This window comes from Membranihabitans marinus (assembly GCF_021729155.1).
In the GTDB taxonomy this organism is placed as follows: Bacteria; Bacteroidota; Bacteroidia; order Chitinophagales; family Saprospiraceae; genus Membranihabitans; species Membranihabitans marinus.
Map to the genome: position 1 here is coordinate 1 of NZ_JAJQYA010000025.1, position 25,907 is coordinate 25,907.

A 25,907-nucleotide genomic window follows, 5' to 3' on the forward strand; every position below is an offset into this window, starting at 1 on the left:
GTAGTCAATCTACCAATGACGAAGGCACCAAAGCCACTGGCTTTGGGTGGGTAAGCCGGATGAGAGAAGTCATGCCCCCTGCGGCATGACGACGCATCATTATTGGTAATAGTAAGTTAAATTATCGCTATCAAAAACATAATAATATGTCTCAATTTACAATATTTAAGCCACGACTGAGTATTCTAATCCATAAACCGATCTGATTTAAATAAAAAAAAGGTCAGATTCCATTTCAGATTCTGACCTTTTATATATGTTGTGATTATTACGAAATACATTTTATTATGACGGAAAAGATTCCCGTTAATTATAAATGTATTCCGTATAAGAAGTCTGATTACATCATACCTCCCATTCCACCTGGCATTCCACCTGGCATTCCTCCTGGAGCACCACCTTCGTTTTTCTCAGGTTTGTCACTTACTACACACTCTGTAGTTAAGATCATACCAGAGATAGAAGCTGCATTTTCCAAGGCAATTCTAGTTACTTTAGTCGGATCGATAACACCAGCTTTCTTCAAGTCTACATACTCGTCTGTACGGGCATTGTAACCATTAGAACCAGTTGATTCCAATACTTTCTGAAGAACGACTGATCCCTCTACACCTGCATTGTTGGCAATAGCTCTCAAAGGTGCTTCCAATGATTTTCTAACGATTTGGATACCGATGTTTTGGTCTTCGTTGTCACCTACTACATCTTTCAATGCAGAGATGGCTCTTACCAATGCTACACCACCACCAGCAACGATACCTTCTTCTACTGCTGCTCGAGTAGCGTGAAGTGCATCATCCACACGGTCTTTTTTCTCCTTCATTTCCACTTCAGTGGCTGCACCTACATACAATACAGCTACACCACCTGCCAATTTGGCCAATCTTTCTTGAAGTTTTTCTCTATCGTAGTCAGAAGTAGTGGTTTCGATTTGTTGTTTGATCTGGTTGATTCTAGATTGAATCTGATCTGCATCACCTTTACCATTGACAATGATGGTAGTATCTTTGTCTACTTCAATTTTTTCTGCGTTACCTAGGTGTTCCAATTCGGTGTTCTCCAATTTGTACCCTTTTTCTTCGCTGATTACTGTTCCTCCAGTCAATACGGCGATGTCTTCCAACATTGCTTTTCTTCTGTCACCAAAACCAGGAGCTTTAACAGCAACTACTTTCAATTGAGCACGCAATCTGTTTACTACCAATACACCCAATGCTTGGCTATCGATATCTTCAGCAATGATCAACAATGGTCTACCTGCACCAACAGCTTTTTCCAAGATCGGAAGGATCTCTTGCATGTTGGAGATTTTTTTGTCGTGGATCAAGATCAATGGATTCTCGTATCCAGCAATCATGCTCTCAGTGTCGGTTACAAAGTATGGAGACAAATATCCTCTGTCAAACTGCATACCGATAACTTCGTCCACATAAGTCTCTGTTCCTTTAGACTCTTCAACAGTGATTACACCGTCTTTGGTTACTCTTTTCATGGCATCAGCGATCAATTCACCGATTTGGTTGTCGTTGTTGGCAGAGATTGCCGCAACTTGACGTACTTTTTCGAAATCGTTGTCGATGATTTCAGATTGTCCTTTAAGATCTTCGATAATAGCAGCAACTGCTTTGTCGATTCCTCTTTTAAGGTCCATTGGGTTAGCACCAGCCGTTACGTTTTTCATTCCAGCTTGGATCATAGCTTGAGCCAATACGGTAGCTGTAGTCGTACCATCACCAGCAATATCAGCGGTTTTGGAAGCTACTTCTTTTACCATTTGTGCTCCCATGTTCTCTACTGCATCTTCCAATTCAATCTCTCTAGCTACTGTAACACCATCCTTAGTGATGGCAGGTGCGCCAAATGATTTTTGAATTACTACATTTCGACCTTTTGGTCCTAGGGTTACTTTAACTGCATTAGCCAAAGCATCTACTCCAGCCTTAAGTTTATTTCTAGCATCAATATTAAAGCTAATTTCTTTAGCCATTTTTTTAGAATTTTAAGATTTTACAAATTGTATTTAATACTTCTAAATGTTTGGATGTTAATCTTCTAAGATCACGAGAACATCATCTTCTCTCATGATTAGATAGTCAGATCCACCCCAAGAGATCTCCTGTCCAGCGTATTTGCCATACAGAACAATATCTCCTTCTTTAACAGTCATTAAATTACCATCCTTTCCAGGACCTACAGCCACTATCTCACCACGTTGTGGTTTTTCTTTGGCAGTATCGGGAATTATGATTCCTCCTTTGGTTTTTTCATCAGCGGGAGCAGGTTTTACAACTACTCTGTCGTTGATTGGCTTCATCATGTTAGCTATATTTTTTTTGTTAAAAAATAATTTAAATTCAATGATGGTTATTGCACGTTTGATGCCAATTGAGACATATATGTCATTCTGTCAATAGAACGGAAATTTATGCAGGTATCATCAAAAAAAAATGCCTTTACCCAGAGAGCAAAGACATTTTGACATTTATTTTCTATTATCGCCTTCCTTATTCCGAAAGCAATTGGATTCCGGTATCTCCTGTTGTATTACTGATGACAATCGTCGTAAGGATACATAGTACCACCAATACGATGGCCAATCCCCAAGTAGCCTTCTCTACCAAATTGGTACTCTTTGAAGCTCCAAACAATTGGTTGGCTCCTTGACCTCCTAATGTAGAATCAACTCCACCGCCTTTGGGGTTTTGTATCAAGATGACCAACATGAGTAGTACGCTTATGATGGCGATTAGTATTGTTAGTGCAGTTACCATATCTTTAACTTTTTTTGTCTGCTAATTCTTTTAATTTCGCTGCAAAGTAAATACTTTTTTCTGGATATTTCAAACTTAACTTTTCGTACATGGCTTGAGCACGGTCGATAAGTCCCTGCTTAACATATAATTTGGCCAATGTTTCACTCACAACTTCATCGTTGACCTGTACACTTTCCGCTGCAAGTTTCTCCGCTTTAGACAATTTTTTTCTGCTAATCTTGGATTTTTTGACCTTTTTCTTTTTGACCTTCCACTCTTTGGCCGTTTCGGGATTTTCAGATAAAGTCGACAACCAGGTTTTAAAATCGACTACCATATCTTGGTTTGTTTTATCTATTTCTTTTCTTCTCTTTGCTGCAATTTTTTCAAATCTAGTTTTTTTCCTTTTTTCAGGATCCTCTGTATCCTCTGTATCTCCTGTATCTTCTGCATCCTCTGTATCGACCTTGGAATGAAGACTGATTACATTGTCGACCACTGGATTGATTTCAGATTCTTCGGCGTATCCATCTTCGATGTCATCTTCACTACCATCGCTATCCTCATTATCCTCAATTTCTTCAAAATCTCTTGCGCCAATCATCAATGGATTTTCTAAATTTATGTCCTCCTCTGCCATTTTGGATACTTCGCTGTACTGGTCGTCCATTGATTCCGATGATTCATATTGACTCTCGGAGCTTACAGATTCGTCCTCCACAGTTACACTTTCTTCTGGATCGATGTGGTAGTCAAATCCCTCTATGTCATCGGATATTGCGTATTCCCCTGCATATTCGCTGGTGTCTATACTTTCTTTTTCAACCCCATTTCTGTCCTCATTGCTATATAGGTCTGGTTCCGTATCCATATTCCCTTCCTCCGTTAATTCGTTATTCGCTTTAGCCATATATTCAATTCTCAAATCAGGGGCAGTGATTTCATCGCCTTCATTTTCAAATTTTTCCATGTCGTCGGTTTTTTCTATCCCCATATCCTCTATTATATTCCCTGTCAATTCAATGGTGCCAGGTATTAAATGCGCTAAATCATCGATATAAACGGCTTCATCGCTCTCTTCAATGTCAGTCTCATTACGGTCAAATACTGACAATGAAGCAGATTCATCCACGACTGTTGTGTCAGCGGGAACTTCGCTATCGTCGTCGGTTTTGTCCTCAGTCTCGTCTTCAAAACCTGTCCATGTCTCAACTTCGGAAGCCATTATTTCAGGATCAGAAGATTCGGGAAAACCATCTTGATCTTCCATCCCCAAATAATTATTAATGTCTTCTTCCGGATAATGATCAAAATCTTCGCTATTGATCTCATTACTATCTATTGTCGAGTCATCGGTATGGTCTATATTATAATAAGGGGATTCTTCTTCTTCCATTTCTGATGTATTCCCCTCAGTATCTACATTCCCCGCAGTATCCACATTTTCCCCAGTATCCAATTTATCTTCCCCAACCTCGGACATATGATCGTCGACAAAGATGGTCTTATCGGACTCGGTTTCCATTTTATCGGCAATGAATTCTTCAGTGTCATCAATATCTGTGGAGGAGTGATCTGCCGTTTCATTTACCTCTTCGATTCTTTCCACCAGGTTGTCGTCTACGCTGACTTCAGTGACATCAGACATGGATTCTAAATCGAGGGATATGGTTTTGGCATCAGATTCCATAGAGGATTCAGGCTTTGATGGAAAGCTTTCTATAATGGCCAAATATCTATTGAGAATGTTTTTATCATTGGTAGTGCTGATCAAGTGGTGAATCAATTCTTGATCGATATTGCCATAGGTATATTTCTGTTTTAATGCAGCCAGTAACTTTATTTCCGACCATGCAGGACGATCTTCCATGTAGAGCAATAGGTCTTCATAGTCTATCTCTTTTATGCGATCTGGTCGTTCCAAATAATAATAATAAGGTTGAATCATAGCTACCAGTTAGAAAAAGTTTGATTAAAAATATCCTCGCCAATTTGTTCAAAAATTTGATCTACTAACCCATCTTGAACATCTAAAAAGTTTTCACTTCTGTCAAAATTTCTAAAATCGGAAAAAGTTTTTTCCCAATCGTTTTCTTCGTCTCGATGATCCTTATAATTGACTTTAATGGAAATATCCAGTCGACTAAAAGCCGTAGTTTCATCGGGCTGGGGCGCTACGGATACAATGGCAAATCGATTGATTTCACCAGAAAACTCAATATCGGGATTTTCTTCGGAAAATGCCAATCTCGACTCGCGTAATATTTGTTGTTTCAATTGATCGGCAAACTGAACCCCCAATTCTCGAGGAGCTTTTAGGGCGCGATTGCTAATTTTGAAATCGGGAATATAAAATGTATTTACTTCTTGGGGGATACTGACACCCTTGAAAGAATAACAACTGATGAGACAACTATTGAAGACGAAGACCATCATCACAGCAATGAAAGGTAGTGATCTCAATAATTTATTGAGATTTATATTCCCCACAGTATTCGGACGAATAGTCGTCTTGTTTTGGTCTTTGCTTTTATTCCAATTCATATTGTTTGATTTTACGATACAAGGTTCGCTCCGAAATACCGAGTTCTTCTGAAGCATCCTTGCGTTTGCCTTGGTGCTTCTTTAAGGCCTTGCGAATCAATTCTTTCTCCATATGTTCCAACGATAAATTTTCTTCTACAGTTTCTGCAGAATCAAAATAATCGTGATCTTCTTTATGTATGATTATCGGATTTTTGGATTCCCGAGGCGGATATATATCGGCCACTTTGTGTTCGTGTTTCGAAGACAGGGTTTCCCATTGTTCGGTTTTATTTTCATTATGGCCGGCAGGTAATTGCAATATTTTATTTCCTTCGGGAATGTCTAATTTATTTTCCTTGATCAATCCAAATACCAATGATTTCAATTCATTGAGGTCGGATTTCATGTCAAACAACAACTTGTAAAGGATTTCTCTTTCTTGAAATTGATCTCCACCCGATTTTTGAGTAGTTGTCGCCGGAAGAAAACGTTCGTTGAGTTGAGGTAATACCTTCAATAGATCTTCACCATCAACCGTGCGTCGTTCAGACATGATGGATAATTGTTCGGCAATATTTTTGAGTTCTCGAATATTGCCCGGCCATTGATATCTCATCAACAGAGTTCGAGCTTCTGGAGTCAAGGATATCGGGTCTATTCTATACTTCTCGGCAATGTCGAGACTAAATTTTCTAAACAGCATCCAAGTGTCGTCCTTGCGTTCTCTCAAGGCAGGTACCTTGATGGGCACAGTATTGAGACGATAGTAGAGATCTCTCCTAAATTTTCCAGATTCTACATTGGTCAATAAGTCTACATTGGTGGCGGCAATGACCCTGACATCGGTGTGTAGTACTTTTGAAGATCCCACCCTTAAAAATTCACCAGATTCCAACACTCTAAGCAAATAGGATTGTGTGTCAGATGGCATCTCTCCAATTTCATCCAGAAAGATTGTCCCCCCATTGACGGTCTCAAAATACCCCTTTCTATCCGCTGTGGCTCCAGTAAATGAGCCCTTATCATGACCAAATAATTCAGAATTAATTGTTCCTTCGGGAATGGCCCCGCAGTTGATGGCTATGAAAGGATTGTGTTTTCTGGGACTTTGTTGATGAATGATTTTGGATATTACTTCCTTTCCCACACCACTTTCTCCAGTGATGAGTACAGTGAGGTCGGTGTTGGCTACACGCATAGCTTTTTCGAGGGCATCGTTTAATCCCTCGGAATTGCCTATAATACCGTACCTACTTTTTATACCTTGTAATGTGCTCATACTTATGATACTATCTTTCCTATGAGGGTAGCACTTGTGGCTTCTTCTACGAAGACATTGACATAGTCCCCGACTTCAATTCCTTCCATTTTGGGAAAAACTATCATTGTGTTTTGAGAATTTCTTCCTTTGTAATCATCAGCCGATTTTTTGGAAATGCCTTCAATCAATACTCGATAGGTCTTGCCTATATCTTGTTGATTTCGATCGTATGAAATACTGTGTTGTTTGTCAATGATTTCGCTGAGCCTTCTTTTCTTGGCCTCAAGAGGGATGTCATCAGCATACTTTTTGGCGGCTAATGTTCCCGGTCTTTCTGAGTAATAAAACATATAGGATAAGCAGTATTGTGCATAATCCATCATGGTCAAGGTATCTTGATGCTCTTCCTCGGTCTCTGAGCAAAATCCTGTGATCATATCAGAACTGATGGCACAATCCGGAATTATCTCATAGATGCGATCAATCTTATTTTGATACCATTCTCTGTCATATGTTCGATTCATCAATTCCAATATTCGACTGTTGCCCGATTGCAACGGAAGGTGGATATAGTTGCATATGTTTTCGTAATCCCTAATGGCATATAATACTTCATCAGTGATGTCCTTAGGGTGAGACGTACTAAATCGGACCCGTAAATCGGGATGAATGTCGGCTACCATGGTCATCAATTTGGCAAAGGAAACTTCGAATTCTTTATCCGGACTTTCCCATCGGTAACTGTCTACATTTTGTCCCAATAAAGTAACTTCCTTGTATCCGTTTTCAAACAAGTCCCTCGCTTCAGCCACGACGCTGAAAGGATCTCTACTGCGCTCTCGTCCTCTAGTATAGGGCACTACACAGAATGAACACATATTGTTGCAGCCCCTCATGATGGAGATCAATGCAGTGACTCCGTTGGAATTCAGTCGAATTGGTGCGATGTCGGCATAGGTTTCCTCTCTCGATAAAAACACATTGACTCCCTTGTCCCCATCGTCGGCTTGAGCTATTAATGCGGGTAGATCCCTGTAAGCATCTGGTCCGACAACCATATCTACCAATCGCTCTTCTTCCAAGAATTTGGCTTTTAAACGCTCTGCCATACAACCCAATACTCCGACTAAAGTGCCTGGGCGTTGGCGTTTGTGTTTATCAAATATTCTCAGTCTTTTGCGAACCGTATCCTCCGCTTTTTCGCGAATAGAACAGGTGTTGATCAAAAGTAAATCTGCTTCTGATATTTCTTTTGTCGGCCCGTATCCTTGGCCTTGTAATATAGAGGCGACTATTTCGCTGTCGCTAAAATTCATTTGACAGCCATAACTCTCAATATAAAATGATTTCTTAAAATTCTTGTCTGTTCCTATTTCTGGAAAGACCTCACCCTGTCTATCATCCGATAACATTACTCTGGAATTCAATTCTTTTACTTGTTCAGTCATATGAAATGTATACTTTTACAGTCCTAACAATGGTTGTGTTTTGGCCGTACAAAGATAAAATATATTTGTGACATTTTGTCAGATGTAGCCAAAATAAGGATATATCCAAGGGTTATTTCTACCCTGGGCTAATTCTTATAACAATGATTAAAATTATTTTTTTCAACAAAAAACGGTATTGACGATTTTGTGCAATGTTGATTATAGTTAATTATAAATAGATTATGAAAAATTTAGTTCTTTTAGGCAAAAAGTTGGGACATACTTTTTCACCTAGTTATTTCCAGAATAAATTTGAGACAGAAGGTATTCAAGGTTTTGATTATTCCACATTGGAGTTAGATGATATTAAAAAATTACCTCAGGCCTTAGCTGACAATCCCAGTATAATAGGATTTAATGTCACTATCCCCTATAAACAAGCGGTGATTCCATTTTTAGATGAATTGGATGTAACCTCAGAAGCTATTGGCGCTGTCAATACCGTTCAGCGATTCGATGGCAAATTAAAAGGTTACAACACCGACGTCATTGGGTTCGAGCAAACCCTGATGGCGTGGAAACCAACCTGTGTCCAATCCAAAGCCTTGGTACTGGGCACAGGGGGCGCGAGTAAAGCGGTGAAGTACGTGCTAGAAAAACACCAAATTCCCTATTACATGGTCAGTAGTAGCGGGCAAGCTGGAGCTCTATCCTATGAAGAATTGACAGCTGAAGTATTGCGAGATCATCTGTTAATCGTCAATACTACGCCCTTGGGTATGTACCCCAAAGTGGAAACAGCACCTAATTTGAATTATGACTTGTTGACCGAGGACCACTGTCTCTACGATTTGGTATACAATCCAGCAGAGACTACATTTATGATTAAAGGCAGAGAACAAGGTGCTTCTGTCAAGAATGGATACGACATGTTGGTCGCCCAAGCCGAGGCCTCATGGCAAATATGGAATGAAGTTTTGTAAAACACTTTTCAATTAAAAGCATTGTACAATTAGTGTTTTATAGAATGAAATTTTAAAATTAGTTAAAATGAAATTGCAAATTTCTACTGAAAATTTTCCAATAAATAAGAATTACAGATACCTAGCTCATTGTGGTATTTCTCCCCTCTATGCCCCAGCGAAAGACAGAATGGTGGAATTGATGGAAACTCATAGCCAATTTGGGGACCGACTATTTATCGATCATTATACCCAAGAGCTCGACCTGTTTAAGGAATTGTTCTCCAATTTTATCGGTGCTCCATCCGATACCGTGGCTGCTGTTCGCAATACTACTGAAGCCATGTCTATAATTGCCAATGGTTTCCCTTTTGAACCGGGTGATGAAATCATTACTTATGAACACGAATATCCAGCCAATTTCTATCCGTGGAAAAGACTGGAACAAGATGGTGTGGTGGTCAAGCAAGTGAAGAATGTTCAGAATTTTTCCTCAATACCTGATACCATGCCAGGCAGTTGGTCGTGGGATGAGGTGGAGTCTCTGGTGGGGAAAAAAACCAAATTTATTTGTTTAAGCCATGTACAATTTGTCAGTGGCTACAGAGCGGACTTGATGAAGTTGGGAGAATTTTGCAAGGAAAGAAATATCTTTCTTGTGGTTGATGCCGCTCAAAGTTTAGGTGCCCTGCCCTTAGATGTAGAAAAGTACAACATCTCTGCTATGGCGGGATCGGGGTGGAAATGGATGATGGGACCAGTGGGATCAGCCTTTTTCTATATCAGTAAAAAACTAATGCAATACGTTGAACCCAGTGTTGTAGGCGCTGAATCGATGAGACAATCCTTTGATTATTTGGACCATAGTTGGAGCCTCCAACCCACGGCCAAAAAATTTGAATACTCCACATCTTCAATTTATTCAATTGCAGGGCTCAATGTGATTTTAAAAGATATTTATTCGAAATTGGACATGAATGATGTCGCCAAACACAATGAAGAACTACAGAAAATCTTTTTAGATCAACTTAATCATAGAGATTTTAAGCCTTTGATTTGGCCGAATAGGGATTTTTCTTCTATATTGTCGATCTATCACCCCAAACCCGAAGCAGTTGTAGAAGAATTGCGCCAAAAGAATATTATGATTACCACAAGAGGGGGATACATTAGAATAGCACCCCATTTATATAATACTGTAGAAGATATGGAAGCATTGGCCGAGGCCATCAATCAATATAGTGCAACAGTATATTAATTTTAAACAGGCCAATGATTAGAAAGTCAATGTTGAAATATATTAAGGTATCCCTCTGGGGATTAATTTTTCCTTGGATTATGGTGACTTCATGTGCGCCCCAGCCATTTCTGTTGAGCGATCATCAACAGTTTTTGGTTTTTGGTGATGGAGGAGGATTTACTGGACAAATTCGCCAGTATTATATGCTGCCTAGTGGACAAGTGTATTATTCCAACAATATTCATCAGCCACCAGAATATATTAAGAAAGTCTCAAAGGATGTTTTTGCTCAAATAGTATCCAATATCCATGCGTTGAATATGATTAACCATCAGGTAGCTCAACCGGGAAATGTGTTTAAATTGATAGAGTATCATACCGCCCAAGCCACTTATAAATGGTTGTGGCAGAGTAAGGAAGATGCGCCCAATGCGCAGTTGATTTATAATAATTTTAAGCAATTAATCAATGAATAAGATATTTTTACTATTGAGTTTTTTTCTAATAGGCAGCATTAATTTCTCCTATGGGCAATGGAAAACTGTCCTTGAAAATAGACCTGATGCCGATACTGCGCAAGTCGTAGAATTAAAAGTTGATTTTGAGAAATTGCCAGCCTATGTCGAAAACCCAGGACGCCAAGTGGTCAGTCGACAGACAGTGGCTCCAGTATTTCAAGTAAGGAATATGGATAGCGACGATTATATTGTGAAAAAAGTAGGACGGTATGGTCTACCACAATGGACGGAATGGCCAAATTCGATAGAGCTGCGTTCCCAAAATGATATAAATTCACTATGGCAAAGTCTAACGCAAAAAAGTGAGCCCAACCATACATTAGTTGGGGTTGAAGAATCCGGTGTAGAATTGAGGCAGGATGAATCTCATCAAACTTACACACAGTCTTATGCAGGTTACCCCATATACGATTCTCCCGTAAAAATACATAGACTAAAAGATAAGATCTTGGTCAATAGTACAATGTTTCCCGAAATTGAAGTGGATCTTTCAAAGCTCAAAGTGATGGCTATTGAAGAATTGACCTCTAGAATGACCTCCGTTCTGGGGTTAAAAGTATATAAGGATAACGGTGACATGGGATTGTCCACTGGACTTCAATCGGCAGATCTGCAATGGTATTACGATGAAGCTGGACACATTCACTTAGCTTATGTAGTAGATTATATCAAAGACTTACATCATCGATACCACGTCATCGCCGATGCTGAAACAGGTGAGGTTTTAGAGAAAAACAATATTGTATGTCATATCCACAACGATTTCCATGAGATCTCTGCTCACGATAAAGCAGTCGCCAAATCTCAAGTTTCCAAGACTGAAAGTTCGGTTTCTATTCTAGCCAATGAGATCGGATTGGGGACGGACCTCAACGGTGTAACTTATAATTTGCCGGTATGGGAAGAAGATGGTACATATTACTTATTGGATGCCAGTGAATATATGTTCGATGCAGAAAATTCAGATATGCCATCATCCCCTCGAGGTGCTATTATCTCAGTTGATGGAAGAAATAAGAGTTTCGATGATGATGACTTCGGATTGTATTTCTTTTCGAGTAATACCAATACGTTTAATGAACCAGCAGGTGTTTCCGCTCAGGTCAATGCTATACTGAGTTACCGTTATTTTTTGGAAACATTTGGATTTAATTCTATTGATGGCAGTGGAGGAAATATTATTTCCATTGTAGATATTAGAGATGAAGACAATTTGGAAATGGATAATGCATTCTGGAATGGATCATCCATATACTACGGCAATGGCAATACCGATTTTCATTCTCCATTGGCCCGATCATTGGACGTAGGGGCTCATGAATTGACCCATGGAGTAATTCAATCTACAGCTAATTTGAGATATGTAGGAGAATCCGGAGCCTTAAACGAGTCTTTTGCTGATGTATTTGCCGTGTTGATCGATCGAGATGATTATACCTTAGGGGAAGATGTGGTGAATACCTCTTTGTTTAAAACTCAAGCCTTGAGGGATTTGAGTGATCCCAACAATGGGGGAAGTAGATTGGGTGATGGTGGTTGGCAACCCAAGCACGTCAATGAGCAGTATTTCGGAGATTTAGATGAAGGAGGAGTTCACATCAATAGCGGTATTCCCAATCACGCCTTTTATCTTATTGCGGAAAACATAGGGAAAGAGAAAGCAGAGAAAATTTATTTTGAAGTTTTGATCAATTATATGACACCTCGATCGGACTTTAAAGATTTAAGAATTAGTGTCCTTGCCGAGGCAGAAAAGCAATATGGTATTTCGTCATCAGAATACAATGCATGCGTAAATGCTTTTGATGCCGTGGGGATTGTGGTGGAAACCGATCCGGGAAGTGAAACAATAGTAGAGGTTTTAACAGAAAATCCTGGAATCAGTCGAATGCTGGCAGTGGGAGATGCGAAAACAAGCATGATTCTTGCCGATTTAAGTGAGGGAAATGTTTCTCCAATTCAAGGAATAGAGAGTGTGTTTTCGAGACCATCGATTACTGATGATGGAAGTTTTGCCGTTTATGTGGATAATAGTAATCGGATTAAAATAATGGATGTGGATTGGGACAATTTGACCATCTCAATCGATTTCTTGGAATCCAATCCACAAACTATTTGGCGCAACGCCGTAGTGTCTAGGGATGGGAGATTAATTGCCATAACCACTCAGAGTGTGATCGATGCCAATATTTATATATTAGATCGAAAAACAGGGGAGGTAAAGGTTGTTGAATTATACAATCCTACAACTTCTTCAGATTTCTTTACCACCGACAACGTTCAATATGCCGATGCCATGGAGTTTGATCATTCCGGTGAATATCTATTATATGATGCTTTCAATGAAGTAAGCGGTGTCTTTAGTATTGAGAACGCCACTTATTGGGATATTGGATTGATTCAAGTTTTTGATCGAGCATCTGATCAATTAATAGAAGATGGTCGAGTGGAGAAAGTTTTTCAAAATTTGGATCAAGATCTCAGCGTAGGTAATCCCACTTTTGCCAAAAATCATGTCAATGTGATCGCCTTCGATTATGTAGATTTCGAAAACGATGAATATTATATCGGTACGGCCAATATCTCAACTGGTCTGGCCCAGCTTATTTACAAGGGCAATACCATTATGTATCCCACCTACACAAAGGATGATCGATATATTCTGTTTAATGAAATCCAATCTGGTTCTACTACGAAGCTAGATGTACATGGATTTAGAATGTCCGATGACGCCATGAGCCAGACGGTAGCGGATTTCGTACTTTTGGAAGAACATCAATGGGCTGTACCCTTTGCCAATGGAAGTAGATCTCTGATATTGACCAACAATAGTGACTTGCCATGGGGCGACGCAGATGTTGCATTTGAATTGTACCCCAATCCGGCGATAGAGTATATAAATTTGCAATCAAAATTGCCCAGTTTAGAGATCCAATCGGTTGAAATCAGAGATGTGCAAGGACGAATAGTTTATCAACGAGAATGGGAAGTATCGGTGACCAATGCACGATTGAACCTTCCTTCCTTGTCACCGGGGATATATGCCGTACAAATAGTGGATAATAAACAAGTGCAATACCTTAAAAAACTGGTTTTTCACTAAAAAGTTGACGCAATTTGCGGTCGTATTTAAACCATAATTTCGGATATATTGGGATACGGAGGCTCTGAATAATGGTTTTTTGAGGAATGTCATCAATATCAAACCTGTATTCTTTTGAGGTATGATGACCGTATAATTCCAGTGTGATTAAAGATCGAATGAGAATAATCCTTATTCTTGCGAGGTAGGGATTGCCGTCTTCCTCTTTGAATAGCCACCACAGATGGTTGACATCACGGATTTTTTCCCAAAATAGATCGGTAATTTTGGAGAGACTTAAATCCGATGTCATCAGGGTACTGCTGTGGTTTAACCTGTCCTTGAGGGCGTCGTTGATGTCGTTCGTCATTTGCATTAGGCCACCTAAAGCATAGAGGAAATCATGTTCTACAGGGTGGCAGACAGGTAAGATGGCAGATCGGTAAAATAACATGGCATAGCCTCCTTTTTCATAAGTGATTGATAAAATTTCTTCTAATCCAAGGGAGGACTGATTTTGAAGCTTACTTCTTTCTTGTGCGAGAATTAATAGAGGAGTTATTTTTTGTAATAGATCGGGATTGGCCGCTTTACATTGGATGTTGTGAAATAAATATCGACAATACTGAGCCAGCGCGATCTCATCTTTTACAAGGGGAGAAGAATGAAATAGGATTCGATTTATATCTTCAATATTGTAATGGTAATCATCGATTAAGTCATCATATACTCCAGTAATCAGGGCTTGTAGGGTAGCTGTTTCCCGAATAGATGGCAATGGTATGCGGTGAATTGTCGCCAGGCAATGGTGTAAAACATTGGGCACTAGACAACCATAGAAAAGACTGTGTTTTTTGCGGTATAATACCTTTCGGTCTGATGGAGAAGCAATGTTTAAGGTTGCATTTGCTTGCCTTATAGTCGATAATGTATAGTGGTATTGTCGTATACATTGTGGGGCTAGTCCTATGTATGGCTTTATGGTATGGTTGAAAAATGTCATGGTGAAAATGGGGATGGCTGGCCCTAAGTGGTTTTGGAATAAGACGGATCGTTAAAAGTCTCATCGTTGGGTTCCCATAGTTCAATTTTACGCCCCTCTATATCCAAAATATGGACAAATTTGCCGTAGTCAAAGCTCTGAATTTCATCTAATATTGTTACTTTTTCAGCTCGAAGAATGTCCACTAAGGCGGTAAGATCAGCCACTCTATAATTGATCATATAAGATTGATCGGAAGGTTGAAAGTAGGTAGTGTTCTCCGGGAATGGGCTCCATTGTAGATATTGTTTACTTTGCTGATCATGGGAGTCACTGACAAAAAGACTGCCGTAATCATCCATGATGAGTCCGAGGTGTTTTTCGTACCAGGCTTTAACTTTATCTACGTCTTTGCATTTAAAAAAAATGCCACCAATACCGGTTACTCGTTTCATTTACTTATTTTTACGTGTAGCAATTTAGTCATTTTCTTTCATCCAACAAATTTGAATCATGAGTCGCATTAACCTTTTTTTGATTACGTTTGCGAGTATTTTTACTATGACTTGTCAAAATAATGATGAAAATATGTCAATAACTGTAATGCCTTATCCAACTACGGTCAAGCAAGATGTAGTGGACAATTATCACGGTACCGAAGTCGCCGATCCCTATCGATGGCTAGAAGTAGATACGGCCAAAGAGGTGGAAGCTTGGGTGAGAGCCCAGAATGAAGTAACTTTCGATTATTTACATAAAATTCCATTTAGACAACAACTCAGGGATAGATACGAAGAGTTGTATAATTTTACAAAGCTGTCGGCTCCAAGAAGGGTTGGGAAATCCTTGGTATACTACAAGAATGATGGATTGCAGAATCAAGCCGTTATTTACATTGTCGATGAAAATGGTAGGGAAGAGGTATTACTCGATCCCAATACCTATTCGGAGGCTGGAACTACGGCTATCTCAATTGCAGGAATTTCAAAGGACGATAAATATATGGCTTTCTCCATTCAGGAAGCTGGATCAGATTGGCGAACCTTTAAAATTATGGATATTGCCAGTCGTGAGATGTTGGAAGATGAGTTGAATTGGGTGAAATTTTCAGGTGCTGCATGGCATAAGGACGGATTTTTTTACAGTCGATATCCAGAGCCAGAAGCGGGAACGGAGTTGTCCAAAGCCAATAGTTTTCACAGTGTATATTATCATCGCTTAGGCAGTGATCAAAGTGAAGATCAGTTAATCTATAGAGATGAGCAGCAACCGCGAATGTATCACAATACCAGTGTCACCGAGGATGGAGATTATTTGATTTTGTACAAGGCCAGTGGAACAGATGGTTATGAGACTTGGTATAAGCCGCTAAAAGAGGGGATAGCTGCCAATTTTCTTCCTTTATACCAGGGGTTTGAGCAGAAAAATAGTGTGATAGACCATCGGGATGGATATTTCTATGTTTTGACCGATGTCGATGCGCCAAACTATCGATTGGTTAAAGTGCCGGTGTCCAATCCAGGTGTGGATCATTGGAGCGAGGTGATTCCGGAATCGGAGTTTTTATTGGAAAATGTACAGACTGGAGGGGGTAGATTGTATGGTCAATTTTTAGAGAAGGCCACTCATTCTATATACGAATACGATTACGACGGACAGCAATTAAAGCAGATTTCTCTACCGGGTACGGGATCGGTTGGCGGTTTTGGGGGCAAAAAAGAAGATGAGGAATTTTATTATACCTATACTTCTTTTATTTACCCACCTACTATTTTCAAATACGATATGGAGTCTGGTGAGTCTGAGAAGTATTTCGAGAGCGATTTGGCTTTTAATCCCGAGGAATATGAGGAGAAGCAGGTATCATATCCCAGTTTGGATGGGACAATGGTTTCCATGTTTATTGTTCACAAAAAGGGCTTGGCATTGGATGGTCAACGACCTACATATTTATATGGCTACGGCGGATTCAATATTAGTTTAACCCCAAGTTTTTCAGCTTCAAGAATTTTGTTATTGGAAAATGGTGGTGTATTTGCCATGCCCAATCTTAGGGGTGGAGGAGAATATGGTGAAACCTGGCACGAGGCTGGAATGTTGGATAAGAAACAAAATGTATTCGACGATTTCATAGCTGCAGCCGAATATTTAAAGAAAGAAAACTATACTTCGACAGAGAAATTGGCCATCGCTGGAAGATCAAATGGTGGGCTATTGGTTGGGGCCTGTATGACTCAGCATCCGGAAATGTTTCAGGTCGCTTTCCCCGGTGTTGGGGTTTTGGATATGTTGCGATATCATAAATTTACCGTTGGTTGGGGCTGGGTGCCGGAGTATGGCAGCAGCGATGACGCGGAACAGTTTGCTTATTTGTATAAATATTCTCCGTTACACAATCTACAGGAAGGGCAGTCTTATCCTGCCACGATGATTACTACAGCGGATCACGATGACCGAGTAGTTCCGGCTCATAGTTTTAAGTTTGCCGCTCGTTTGCAGGAAGTTCAAGCTGGATCTGCTCCAGTATTAATCCGCATCGACACCGATGCCGGTCATGGGGCGGGCAAGCCGACCTCTATGATATTAGATGAACAGGCGGATTTATGGTCATTCTTTTTCTACCATACGGGAGGGGTGGAAATGGATAATAAATAGTTGATAATGGTCAATTATTAATGGTTGTCCTGTATGTCGACCCAAATGATTAATTGATGATTAACAATTAATAATTGATAATTAATAGCAAATACGCATATGAAAAATAAAATATATCCTTGTTTATGGTTTGACGGACAGGCACTAGAGGCTGCAAAGTTCTATTGTTCTATTTTTAAAGATTCCAAAATAATTGATGAAAATCCAATGGTAGTCCTCTTTGAATTAAATGGTAGCAAGTTTATGGGACTAAACGGTGGCCCCAACTTTAAATTCAATGAAGCTGTTTCGTTGGTTGTGGATTGTGAAAACCAAGCAGATATTGATGACTATTGGTCAAAGCTAACTTCGGATGGTGGGGTAGAGGGCAATTGTGGTTGGCTCAAAGACAAGTATGGGGTTTCTTGGCAAATTGTACCAACGATTCTTTCCAAACTCATGAATGACCCATTGAAATCCCAAAAGGTAATGGAAGTGTTTATGACGATGAAAAAGTTTGATATTCAAGCTCTTGAGAATGCATAGGGGAAGAGGTTTTTTACTCTGCATCGAGGCATCACAACCATTGTATTGATCAGCTTTTATCTTGCGATATACAGTGCAATCACGCTTGGTAGAGGCGCAAAATTTTGCGTCTAAATATAATTTACATAAATCGAAATTTTTATCCATTGATGCCAATAAAGATTAACATGAAGTATTATTAATACCACACCGAAGCCAGTGGCAAAAAACCTGACGATATACAGGGCAGTCACGCCTCGGCACGGTGGCAAAAAATCTATCGAATGAGGTTGCAGTCACGCCTCGGCACGGTGGCCTCGGTTCCTTCATCTAGGCTCACCCACCCGGAGCACAGTGGCTCCGGTTCCTTCATCCAATCCACATTTACTGGATTGGGTTGTCCTCCGGACAACTTCATTCAGTCATCCTTTGGGCAACTACATTCAGTCATCTTCGCCAAATGCCGATTTACGGCATTTGGTTGCCCTAACGGGCAACTAAGCTCAGTCATCCTGAAGGGATGATATGTTATATCAGTGGGTTTCCAACCCACTGATAGGGGATAATCCTCGGTTGATTTGGCGGACTTTTTGCCAAATGAGAATAAGTGAAACATGCTATCAATTGACAATATCACCAACCTTCTATAATATCTGATTGCAAAAAGTGTGACAAATCTCTAGTCATTGCAATCTCAATAAACATGTTGGGATACCAAATGCCTTGGGTTCTCAATTAGCGGTATTGAAAGTCGCAATGCCAACCCACCCGAAACACGGAGGTTTCTACTCCTTCATCAAATGCCCATTAAAGGCATTTGGTAGACTTTCAGACTACTTCATTTAGTCGTGTCTCTATAATAATAAAACGAAAAATTTCAATCAATTATAACTGTAATGCGTATAAATACAATTGAGTATTAGGCCTTTATTATTTTACAGCTATTGAAAACTTTTCTACCACATTCTCTTTAGGTTCTAGCGTTTGTAGATAACCATATATGGCAGCCAAGTCCTCTGATTTCATTCCTGCATACATCGACCAAGGCATTATGGTTTGAAATTCACCTTCTTCAACCTTTTGGGGAAGATAAGTTGAATCTTGAAATATTTTAAATCGGTTAATAAAATCTTTTTCTGACCAACTTTTTATTCCTGTGTCATGTGGTGTAATATTGGAGGATCGAACGATTCCTCCACTTAGAAGCTTAAATTCAAATCCGCCGGCAAAGTCATCGCCAATTATTTTTCCATCTTTTTGATTGGTATGGCAATCATAACATCCGGCTGCAGTAGTCATATACTTGCCATATTCGACAGTATTTTCTTTGGAAGGTATTTTTTCCAGAGTTTCTCCTTTGGTCGGTATGGTGTTTAAAATAAAGTTAAACGGGAAATAAGATACAGAAGGGGAAGGCGTATTTTCTATTGATGGCAATGACCTGATATAGGCAATAATGGAATAAATATCTTCTCTCGCCAATTGACCAAAATTTTTATATGGCATGATTGGAAACAATGCCTTTCCATGCTTATTTACTCCGCTGGTAATCGCTCTAAAGATCTCTCCATCAGTCCAACTACTTAGATTAAATGGTGTAATATTGGGAGATACATAGTTTCCAGGGAAGCCTAGATCTTCATTAAAGATTTCTCCTCCCATTCCATTGCTCCCTTCTTTTAGGGGGCCGCTAAATACATCCCATTCACGAGTAGAGTGACAATCCATACATAAAGTCACATGATTGGCTAAATACTCACCCCTTTCTAATCTCTTATCGGTTATTTCAATTTTAATATCTTCTGGTGGGCCTACGTTGGGAAGTGCTAATTTTACATAACTTAAAACCACACCTAATCCTATTAATAAAATCATTACACTAATTAATAATATTCGTTTAATGTTCATAATTATTGATTTAAGATGAGGGGAAGGAAGAGTTTTTTATATTTAAAAATATAAATTTAATCAAATTTATATAAATATAGTTTTGTTGGTTGGTAATTATTTGTAAAAATTAAAATATTATATTATAAAAATAGGATAGGACTGTAATTGATTTGGATAAGTGATTGTTCACCTCCACCTTGTGACCATCTTAATGGATCCGACCCCAACAACATTCAAATAAATCGATAGTTTACAGTCAATTATAAATGCATTAGGGATATATAGTTAAATATTATGATTATATATAAGTAATTTATAATCAATATGTTATTAAGTGTTTGATATCACAGTAAGTCTGAATGGGCAACGCTTTGCATAAATCTTATTTGACTGTCATGTTAATCTTATGGTTTTTTCCTGTATTGTAGAGTCTGCTATTAGTGCGGCTCGGAGTTAATGATAAAGATTTTGATTTGGCGTTGTTATTGTCCACCTTAGATCTGTATTATTAAATTGTGTTTTTAAAATATATTTTTCTGATTGGCAAAACAGAAACCATGACAAATCAACTTTTGACCAATCATTTTCCTCCGTTGGAGCTCTTTATGATTCATTGCCATCCTTCATTGTGTCCACTGAAAGATCCTTGTGTTCTTAGTGGTGAAATTATTAAATAATCCATCTGATTGTTAAAATGCATACGGTATTTAAAATCAAATGATTACAATTGGTTGTAAATATAGTTCGTATAAGTGAAGTTGTTGATAGAATAATGTCTTATGGTAGTATTATGACAAGTGATACTTATATATGCTACATGGAAAAACAAGATGGGGTCATAAGGATATGCTGGCGTTCATTCTACAAGTCAATTCAAATTTTTTGTTAGATAGTCAATTTTGCTCCACATTTTTACATTGTCCTCGATCTATTTCTTTTTTCATTCTTTTCATTGAACTATTGCAGCTGACCTATGGCTGTGAATAATACGAGAATAATCTAGGGTTTACCTTCCGTCATGCCTATAGCAACCCTGTTTGCTTTTTCTTGTGAAAGCAACATTTAATAGACTATCCATTTTTATAAAAAATACCCAAAATTTTTAATGAAATACTAATCTAAATTTGTTAATAGGTAGCATTAACATGGGGAAGAAGTCAGATGAGACCCTAATTTGTGACAAATTTATTGTAAAATTTTATCAGAACAGATATCGGTTTAAAGAAAAGAAAAAATAGGAATAGACTCTTGAGGCTTAAAATAAATCGTACAGGTATTAGCAGTTTTAAAATCAACCAGGTTATTGCTCTCGCAGTGGTTGTAAATGGAATGGAAAGGACAAAGTCTCTGATTTTGGGTGGGTTTGCTAAATCCCCTCCGAGACTTCCATATAGGTGAAATGATAATAGCTTTTATGCTGACGAAGTTATAGCTGCTTATATTTCAGATGGGCCACTTCCATTCCGATTAGGGCGAAGACCTTCAGTTTTGCATAGTCTTACTTAACCAAGGCTAATATTTATTACCCTCGATTCTAATTAATCCACAAGAAAGCACTCTGGACTATTATTTTTCCGATCTGCTGAGACTTATTTCTTCTAAGCTTTAATTGAATAGAGTATTTAGTGACCTCTATTAATATACATACATTTTTGTATATCTGCTGACTTAGTTAAAAAATTATTTAACTAATTGTGTGTTTATTTTATAATATAATCAATTGTTTTTATTTAAAATTTGGTTTTGTTTTTTCTTGTTGATTTTGTAGATGTTTAATATGAGTATTTTATATTGCGTGGTGTTTTTGATTAATATAATATATTGTAGACTGTTGTAGAAGCGGGGGTGTTGAATTTATTGTTTTGTTTTTGAAAATATGCTTCTGTGTGTAATTGAATTGTTTTATATTTTATAAATTTTGATTATTATAATATTTGAGTATTATTTGTATTTTTACTATTATTTAATGTATTAAATTAATTGATATGAAATCAAACATCAAACATCAAACATCAAACATCAAACATCAAACATCAAACACATTAGTGTTTGTTTGTTAGTGGTGATTTCATTTTTATTTTCAGGATGTAATAAAGATGAATTAGCGATTACTCGATCCGAAACTAGTATGCCTATTCTTGCATTTGAAAATGCTGAATCATTAGAGCGTTTCATAGTCAAAAATCAGGAAGGTACGATATCTGGTAAGGATATTAAATCTGGTTTTGTAAGTGCCCAAGAGCGCTATGATGAAAAACTTGCGGAATTAGAAAAGATAGAATTATCGGGAACAGATGAAGAATATTGGGCATTTATTGAACAAAATGAGGACAAAATCTGGTATTTTGATGAAGAAGATAAAATGCAACCAGTTTACTCCTTTGATGCCTATCCTAATTTTGTGAACGAAAAGGGAATCGTCGAAATTGAGGGGAAAATCATAAAGATATACAAAGATAAATTGTATTCTTTTCCCAAAAGTATGAAAAGTAAAGTGCTTACTATGGATAATACTGAATTAAAATTACATGAGGAGTATTTGGAACAAGATCAAAAGCAGAATAACTTTGAGTTAAGAGGAACATGTACAGAAAGAATTTTTAAGGATGCATTTAATAAAAATGCGGACAGAAGAATAGATTTGTGGATTTATAACGGATATAATCGTTGGGGTAGTGGAATTAGACCATATATTGCTATAAAAACACAAACATTTAAGGAAAAGAAAAGATTGTTTGGAGGGTATAAGTGGGTGAATTACAATAATTTGCATTATCGAAAAGAAACTAAATTAAGATCTAAAGAATTTGCTTATATAGGAATTAATACGATTCTTAAAATTGATGTAAATAATGTAACTGAAAGAACTCATAATGGGGGTACTTTTTTAGAATTATTTTACCCTACACAACCAGGGTATATTAACACTAATGGAAATCATCCGAATAACTATGTCCCAGATATTGCTCATGCCAGTGCGAAAGTTACCTCTCAAGGGGTGATTGGAAATCCTGAAATTTGGGCTCACTTAATTCATAATTGTTATTAATTTATTATTATCGAACCTTATATTAGTTTTCTTTCAATTATAAATTTATTATTATGAGATTTTACATAGGTTTTTTATGTCTGGTAATAGTATGTAGAGTAGAAGCACAATCTCCCTTTGAGTTTACATTGTCATTCAATGCCACCAAGGTGCAAACCGTTCATAAAAATAGTGAAATAAAGCGAGATATTTGGGGCCCTGCAACCAATGCATTTGACAATACTTTGAAGCCCACTTTTGGCTTGACAGCTGGACTTGAAATGTCATTGCTGAGAAAGGAAAATCTGCGGATGCAATCTGGACTTCGATACAATTTAATGGGGAGTAGGGCGGATGTAGAATTACCTAATCTTGATAATTTTGTAATGCATAAATCAGTTTATGCCCACTACCTACAGATACCGCTATCTGTTCAAGTTACCATCTTGGATCCGTTTTATTTTTATGCAGGGGCCTCTTATAATTATGCCTTTAATTTTGGGAAAGATTTTAGTGAGATATACAGTCCTTACTTAAATAGATCTGATGTACGAGTAATGGGAGGTCTGGGCTGGAAACTCATTAAGTTTTCCATTTTTGCTGAATATGAAGAAAGTTTATTTCATTATGGAAAAATACTTAAGGATATCGATAGTTCAGTCGTAGAACCAATCAGTAAAAATCTCCGCATAGGTATTTCAATTCCTTTAGATTCCATAAAATCGAAATAAATTTTATTGAAATGTTGTGAGCGAACTGAAAAACAGTTCGCTCATTTTTTAATTATATGACTATGCGAATTTTTATTGTCCTTTTATATACGATGATGGTAGAGAGTGTAACTGCTCAATCCCTCTTTGAATTTACATTGTCACTCAATGCGACCAAGGTTCAAACTGTTCATAAAAACAGGGAAATTAAGCGAGATATTTGGGGGCCTGCAACTAATGCATTTGACAATACTTTGAAACCCACCTTTGGCTTGACAACTGGACTTGAAGTGTCTTTGTTGAGAAAGGAAAATCTGCGGATACAATCTGGGCTCAGATACAACTTAATGGGGAGTAGAGCGGATGTAGAATTACCTAATCTTGATAATTTTGTAATGCATAAATCAGTTTATGCCCACTACCTACAGATACCGCTATCTGTTCAAGTGACCATCTTGGATCCGTTTTATTTTTATGCGGGTGCCTCTTATAATTATGCCTTTAATTTTGGGAAAGATTTTAGTGAGATCTACAGTCCTTACTTAAATAGATCTGATGTACGAGTAATGGGAGGTCTGGGCTGGAACCTCAATAAGTTTTCCATTTTTGCTGAATATGAAGAAAGTTTATTTCATTATGGAAAAAAACTTAAAGATATCGATAGTTCAGTCGTAGAACCAATCAATAAAAATCTCCGCATAGGTATTTCACTTCCTTTAGATTCCATAAAATCCAAATAAATGAGGATATTTATTATAATACTATGGCTGCTTTTGACCTCCTTTCAGGTAGAAGTGAAAGCACAAAATAGCGCATTAGAGGGAAGGGTCATCGATGCCTTGTCCCAAAATCCACTGTATGGAGCTCATATTTATTTCCCTGATTTGAAAACTGGAACTTCTAGTAATGAGGAAGGACATTTTCAGATGTATATCCCCGCTGGCCAACATCGAATGCGAATATCTTATATTGGGTATGACGATATCGACACCACTATTATTATCGATCAAACAAAATCGGTCACTTTTATGATGCGATCTCGGTTGCTAAAGGAAGTAAAGATAGTGGCGGATAAATTAATCCCTTTTAATAGAAAAGACGCACAAGGGGGCAGTGTTTTGTCTTTGGAAAGAGCGCAGTTTTTACCTTCTTTTACCGGTTATCCGGATCCAGTGAAAGCGAGCCTGTATTTGCCAGGCGTGAGTTCGAGCAGAGACGGCGCGTCGAGAATAGTGATTCGAGGGACGGAATACGATCACCATATACTGGCAGTCGATGGTGTGGCATTGCCAGAATACAGTCATTTATTTGGACTAATGTCGGTGATGAATCCCGATTTGGTCCAAGATGTAAGAGTATTTAAAGGAGCCAAACCAATGGTGTATTCCAATGTGTTGGGAGGAGTGATCGATGTTCGAGTGGCATCGGGAAGTGGAGAAAAAACATCTAATTTTACGCTGGGACTTTTGAATAGCGGTTATCAACAATCGGGGCAATTGGGCAAAGGAAGTTATAATGTAGGTGCTAGAATTAGTTATTTTGACATCATCAACCTTTATCCACTACTAAAAAATATAAGAGAAAAAAGCAATTTTGAAATTAGGTTTGCAGATGCTATCGATGTGGGATTTAAGACTCAGCAACCTTTTCTTTCGGGGCAGCTATCTATGACGGTCTTGGGCGCTTTTAGCAATTTGGGTTCTAAGGGTGAGGATTTAGAAAATTATGGTGGCGGGTATGATTTTGAAAATTATCATTATATCCAAAATAATTGGGTTGGATTGGCCAGTATTAAATCACTACATGAGATCCATTCACATTGGACATGGTCTAATCACTTGTATGTGAATGCCAATAGGCCTCGTTTGTTAGGTGAAGATGAAGGTAGGAACAATGCTAATGACAATCAATTCGATCGATATTTTGACAATTCCGATCAGTATCAATCTCATCGTAACATGGGATACAGGAGCGAATGGATTAGGAGAAATTCCGAAAATCAAAAGTTAAGTCTCGGTGCACAGATAGAATCAGGGCATTTAATTACTTATAAAGAATTTTCAGAAGGATTGATTACTCTACAAGAAAAAAGTTCGACTAGCGCCACATTTGGCCCCTTTGAGAATCAACAATCTTGGACCTCTTTGTACGCAAATTATGGAGGTAGTCAAGAGAAGTGGAATTATGAGGGGGGAATAAAAGCCATGTATTACTTCAATCAAGGTCAAACCATTTTACTACCCAAAGTCTCATTGTCTTATCTTTTAAGTGGACATAGCAATTTGTATTTTAATTATGAGGCCAGTAGTCAAAACAAACACATACCCTATGGCGATCATTTGTTACTAGAATATCCGCAATAGATA

20 protein-coding genes are annotated in these 25,907 nt (G+C 38.1%); 10 read left to right on the top strand and 10 right to left on the bottom strand.

The window, feature by feature from the left end:
- Positions 1-340: 340 nt before the first annotated feature.
- From groL to miaB, 7 genes are all read right to left on the bottom strand, one after another.
- Complete coding sequence (gene groL / locus LVD51_RS14175; protein ID WP_236972052.1) at positions 341-1,987, bottom strand: chaperonin GroEL; 1,647 nt, start codon at positions 1,985-1,987, stop codon at positions 341-343.
- A 57-nt stretch (positions 1,988-2,044) separates the two neighbouring features.
- On the bottom strand, positions 2,045-2,314 hold the full coding sequence (locus LVD51_RS14180; RefSeq protein ID WP_236972105.1) for a co-chaperone GroES: 270 nt from the start codon (positions 2,312-2,314) through the stop codon (positions 2,045-2,047).
- Positions 2,315-2,504: 190 nt separating this feature from the next.
- Positions 2,505-2,771 (bottom strand): preprotein translocase subunit SecG, encoded by a 267-nt coding sequence (gene secG / locus LVD51_RS14185; RefSeq protein ID WP_236972053.1) that lies wholly within the window; start codon positions 2,769-2,771, stop codon positions 2,505-2,507.
- A 4-nt stretch (positions 2,772-2,775) separates the two neighbouring features.
- A complete protein-coding gene (locus LVD51_RS14190) occupies positions 2,776-4,701 on the bottom strand; it encodes a hypothetical protein (protein ID WP_236972054.1) in 1,926 nt (641 codons plus the stop codon).
- 2 nt (positions 4,702-4,703) lie between these two features.
- Positions 4,704-5,297: an LPS assembly lipoprotein LptE gene (lptE, locus tag LVD51_RS14195; RefSeq protein ID WP_236972055.1), complete on the bottom strand. Its 594-nt coding sequence runs from the start codon at positions 5,295-5,297 to the stop codon at positions 4,704-4,706.
- A complete protein-coding gene (locus LVD51_RS14200) occupies positions 5,284-6,558 on the bottom strand; it encodes a sigma-54 interaction domain-containing protein (RefSeq protein ID WP_236972056.1) in 1,275 nt (424 codons plus the stop codon). The genes lptE and LVD51_RS14200 overlap by 14 nt, the downstream gene beginning before the upstream one ends.
- 2 nt (positions 6,559-6,560) lie before the next feature.
- Positions 6,561-7,988, bottom strand: a complete 1,428-nt coding sequence (miaB, locus tag LVD51_RS14205) for a tRNA (N6-isopentenyl adenosine(37)-C2)-methylthiotransferase MiaB (protein WP_236972057.1) — start codon at positions 7,986-7,988, stop codon at positions 6,561-6,563.
- A 224-nt stretch (positions 7,989-8,212) separates the two neighbouring features.
- On the opposite strand from miaB, the gene LVD51_RS14210 reads away from it, so the two are divergent.
- The 4 genes from LVD51_RS14210 (at position 8,213) to LVD51_RS14225 (ending at position 13,793) form a co-directional block, all read left to right on the top strand.
- Positions 8,213-8,953: a shikimate dehydrogenase family protein gene (locus LVD51_RS14210; RefSeq protein WP_236972058.1), complete on the top strand. Its 741-nt coding sequence runs from the start codon at positions 8,213-8,215 to the stop codon at positions 8,951-8,953.
- Positions 8,954-9,020: 67 nt separating this feature from the next.
- On the top strand, positions 9,021-10,190 hold the full coding sequence (locus tag LVD51_RS14215) for an aminotransferase class V-fold PLP-dependent enzyme (RefSeq protein ID WP_236972059.1): 1,170 nt from the start codon (positions 9,021-9,023) through the stop codon (positions 10,188-10,190).
- 14 nt (positions 10,191-10,204) lie between these two features.
- The gene (locus tag LVD51_RS14220) at positions 10,205-10,648 is read left to right on the top strand and encodes a hypothetical protein (RefSeq protein ID WP_236972060.1); all 444 of its coding nucleotides are present in this window, start codon (positions 10,205-10,207) and stop codon (positions 10,646-10,648) included.
- Positions 10,641-13,793: a M4 family metallopeptidase gene (locus LVD51_RS14225; protein ID WP_236972061.1), complete on the top strand. Its 3,153-nt coding sequence runs from the start codon at positions 10,641-10,643 to the stop codon at positions 13,791-13,793. Before LVD51_RS14220 ends, LVD51_RS14225 begins: the two co-directional genes overlap by 8 nt.
- Here LVD51_RS14225 and LVD51_RS14230 read toward each other — a convergent pair.
- Positions 13,771-14,775, bottom strand: coding sequence for a hypothetical protein (locus LVD51_RS14230; RefSeq protein WP_236972062.1), 1,005 nt, complete (start codon positions 14,773-14,775; stop codon positions 13,771-13,773). The genes LVD51_RS14225 and LVD51_RS14230 overlap by 23 nt on opposite strands.
- A gap of 23 nt (positions 14,776-14,798) precedes the next feature.
- A complete protein-coding gene (locus tag LVD51_RS14235; RefSeq protein WP_236972063.1) occupies positions 14,799-15,209 on the bottom strand; it encodes a VOC family protein in 411 nt (136 codons plus the stop codon).
- Between the two features lie 133 nt (positions 15,210-15,342).
- On the opposite strand from LVD51_RS14235, the gene LVD51_RS14240 reads away from it, so the two are divergent.
- A complete protein-coding gene (locus tag LVD51_RS14240; RefSeq protein WP_236972064.1) occupies positions 15,343-17,409 on the top strand; it encodes a prolyl oligopeptidase family serine peptidase in 2,067 nt (688 codons plus the stop codon).
- A 99-nt stretch (positions 17,410-17,508) separates the two neighbouring features.
- The gene (locus tag LVD51_RS14245; RefSeq protein ID WP_236972065.1) at positions 17,509-17,934 is read left to right on the top strand and encodes a VOC family protein; all 426 of its coding nucleotides are present in this window, start codon (positions 17,509-17,511) and stop codon (positions 17,932-17,934) included.
- Positions 17,935-18,843: 909 nt separating this feature from the next.
- Here LVD51_RS14245 and LVD51_RS14250 read toward each other — a convergent pair.
- Positions 18,844-19,821 (bottom strand): c-type cytochrome, encoded by a 978-nt coding sequence (locus LVD51_RS14250; RefSeq protein WP_236972066.1) that lies wholly within the window; start codon positions 19,819-19,821, stop codon positions 18,844-18,846.
- A gap of 2,035 nt (positions 19,822-21,856) precedes the next feature.
- On the opposite strand from LVD51_RS14250, the gene LVD51_RS14255 reads away from it, so the two are divergent.
- The 4 genes from LVD51_RS14255 to LVD51_RS14270 all read left to right on the top strand — a co-directional run bounded on the left by LVD51_RS14255 (position 21,857) and on the right by LVD51_RS14270 (position 25,904).
- A complete protein-coding gene (locus tag LVD51_RS14255) occupies positions 21,857-22,852 on the top strand; it encodes a hypothetical protein (protein ID WP_236972067.1) in 996 nt (331 codons plus the stop codon).
- Positions 22,853-22,905: 53 nt separating this feature from the next.
- Positions 22,906-23,562, top strand: coding sequence for an outer membrane beta-barrel protein (locus LVD51_RS14260; RefSeq protein ID WP_236972068.1), 657 nt, complete (start codon positions 22,906-22,908; stop codon positions 23,560-23,562).
- A gap of 62 nt (positions 23,563-23,624) precedes the next feature.
- Complete coding sequence (locus LVD51_RS14265) at positions 23,625-24,281, top strand: outer membrane beta-barrel protein (RefSeq protein ID WP_236972069.1); 657 nt, start codon at positions 23,625-23,627, stop codon at positions 24,279-24,281.
- On the top strand, positions 24,282-25,904 hold the full coding sequence (locus tag LVD51_RS14270) for a carboxypeptidase-like regulatory domain-containing protein (RefSeq protein ID WP_236972070.1): 1,623 nt from the start codon (positions 24,282-24,284) through the stop codon (positions 25,902-25,904).
- Positions 25,905-25,907 lie beyond the last annotated feature (3 nt).

Excerpts from the sequence above, each read along its gene's own strand:
- groL (WP_236972052.1), bottom strand. The coding sequence starts at position 1,987 with ATGGCTAAAGAAATTAGCTTTAATATTGATGCTAGAAATAAACTTAAG.
- LVD51_RS14180 (WP_236972105.1), bottom strand. The coding sequence starts at position 2,314 with ATGAAGCCAATCAACGACAGAGTAGTTGTAAAACCTGCTCCCGCTGAT.
- secG (WP_236972053.1), bottom strand. The coding sequence starts at position 2,771 with ATGGTAACTGCACTAACAATACTAATCGCCATCATAAGCGTACTACTC.
- LVD51_RS14190 (WP_236972054.1), bottom strand. The coding sequence starts at position 4,701 with ATGATTCAACCTTATTATTATTATTTGGAACGACCAGATCGCATAAAA.
- lptE (WP_236972055.1), bottom strand. The coding sequence starts at position 5,297 with ATGAATTGGAATAAAAGCAAAGACCAAAACAAGACGACTATTCGTCCG.
- LVD51_RS14200 (WP_236972056.1), bottom strand. The coding sequence starts at position 6,558 with ATGAGCACATTACAAGGTATAAAAAGTAGGTACGGTATTATAGGCAAT.
- miaB (WP_236972057.1), bottom strand. The coding sequence starts at position 7,988 with ATGACTGAACAAGTAAAAGAATTGAATTCCAGAGTAATGTTATCGGAT.
- LVD51_RS14210 (WP_236972058.1), top strand. The coding sequence starts at position 8,213 with ATGAAAAATTTAGTTCTTTTAGGCAAAAAGTTGGGACATACTTTTTCA.
- LVD51_RS14215 (WP_236972059.1), top strand. The coding sequence starts at position 9,021 with ATGAAATTGCAAATTTCTACTGAAAATTTTCCAATAAATAAGAATTAC.
- LVD51_RS14220 (WP_236972060.1), top strand. The coding sequence starts at position 10,205 with ATGATTAGAAAGTCAATGTTGAAATATATTAAGGTATCCCTCTGGGGA.
- LVD51_RS14225 (WP_236972061.1), top strand. The coding sequence starts at position 10,641 with ATGAATAAGATATTTTTACTATTGAGTTTTTTTCTAATAGGCAGCATT.
- LVD51_RS14230 (WP_236972062.1), bottom strand. The coding sequence starts at position 14,775 with ATGACATTTTTCAACCATACCATAAAGCCATACATAGGACTAGCCCCA.
- LVD51_RS14235 (WP_236972063.1), bottom strand. The coding sequence starts at position 15,209 with ATGAAACGAGTAACCGGTATTGGTGGCATTTTTTTTAAATGCAAAGAC.
- LVD51_RS14240 (WP_236972064.1), top strand. The coding sequence starts at position 15,343 with ATGTCAATAACTGTAATGCCTTATCCAACTACGGTCAAGCAAGATGTA.
- LVD51_RS14245 (WP_236972065.1), top strand. The coding sequence starts at position 17,509 with ATGAAAAATAAAATATATCCTTGTTTATGGTTTGACGGACAGGCACTA.
- LVD51_RS14250 (WP_236972066.1), bottom strand. The coding sequence starts at position 19,821 with ATGAACATTAAACGAATATTATTAATTAGTGTAATGATTTTATTAATA.
- LVD51_RS14260 (WP_236972068.1), top strand. The coding sequence starts at position 22,906 with ATGAGATTTTACATAGGTTTTTTATGTCTGGTAATAGTATGTAGAGTA.
- LVD51_RS14265 (WP_236972069.1), top strand. The coding sequence starts at position 23,625 with ATGCGAATTTTTATTGTCCTTTTATATACGATGATGGTAGAGAGTGTA.
- LVD51_RS14270 (WP_236972070.1), top strand. The coding sequence starts at position 24,282 with ATGAGGATATTTATTATAATACTATGGCTGCTTTTGACCTCCTTTCAG.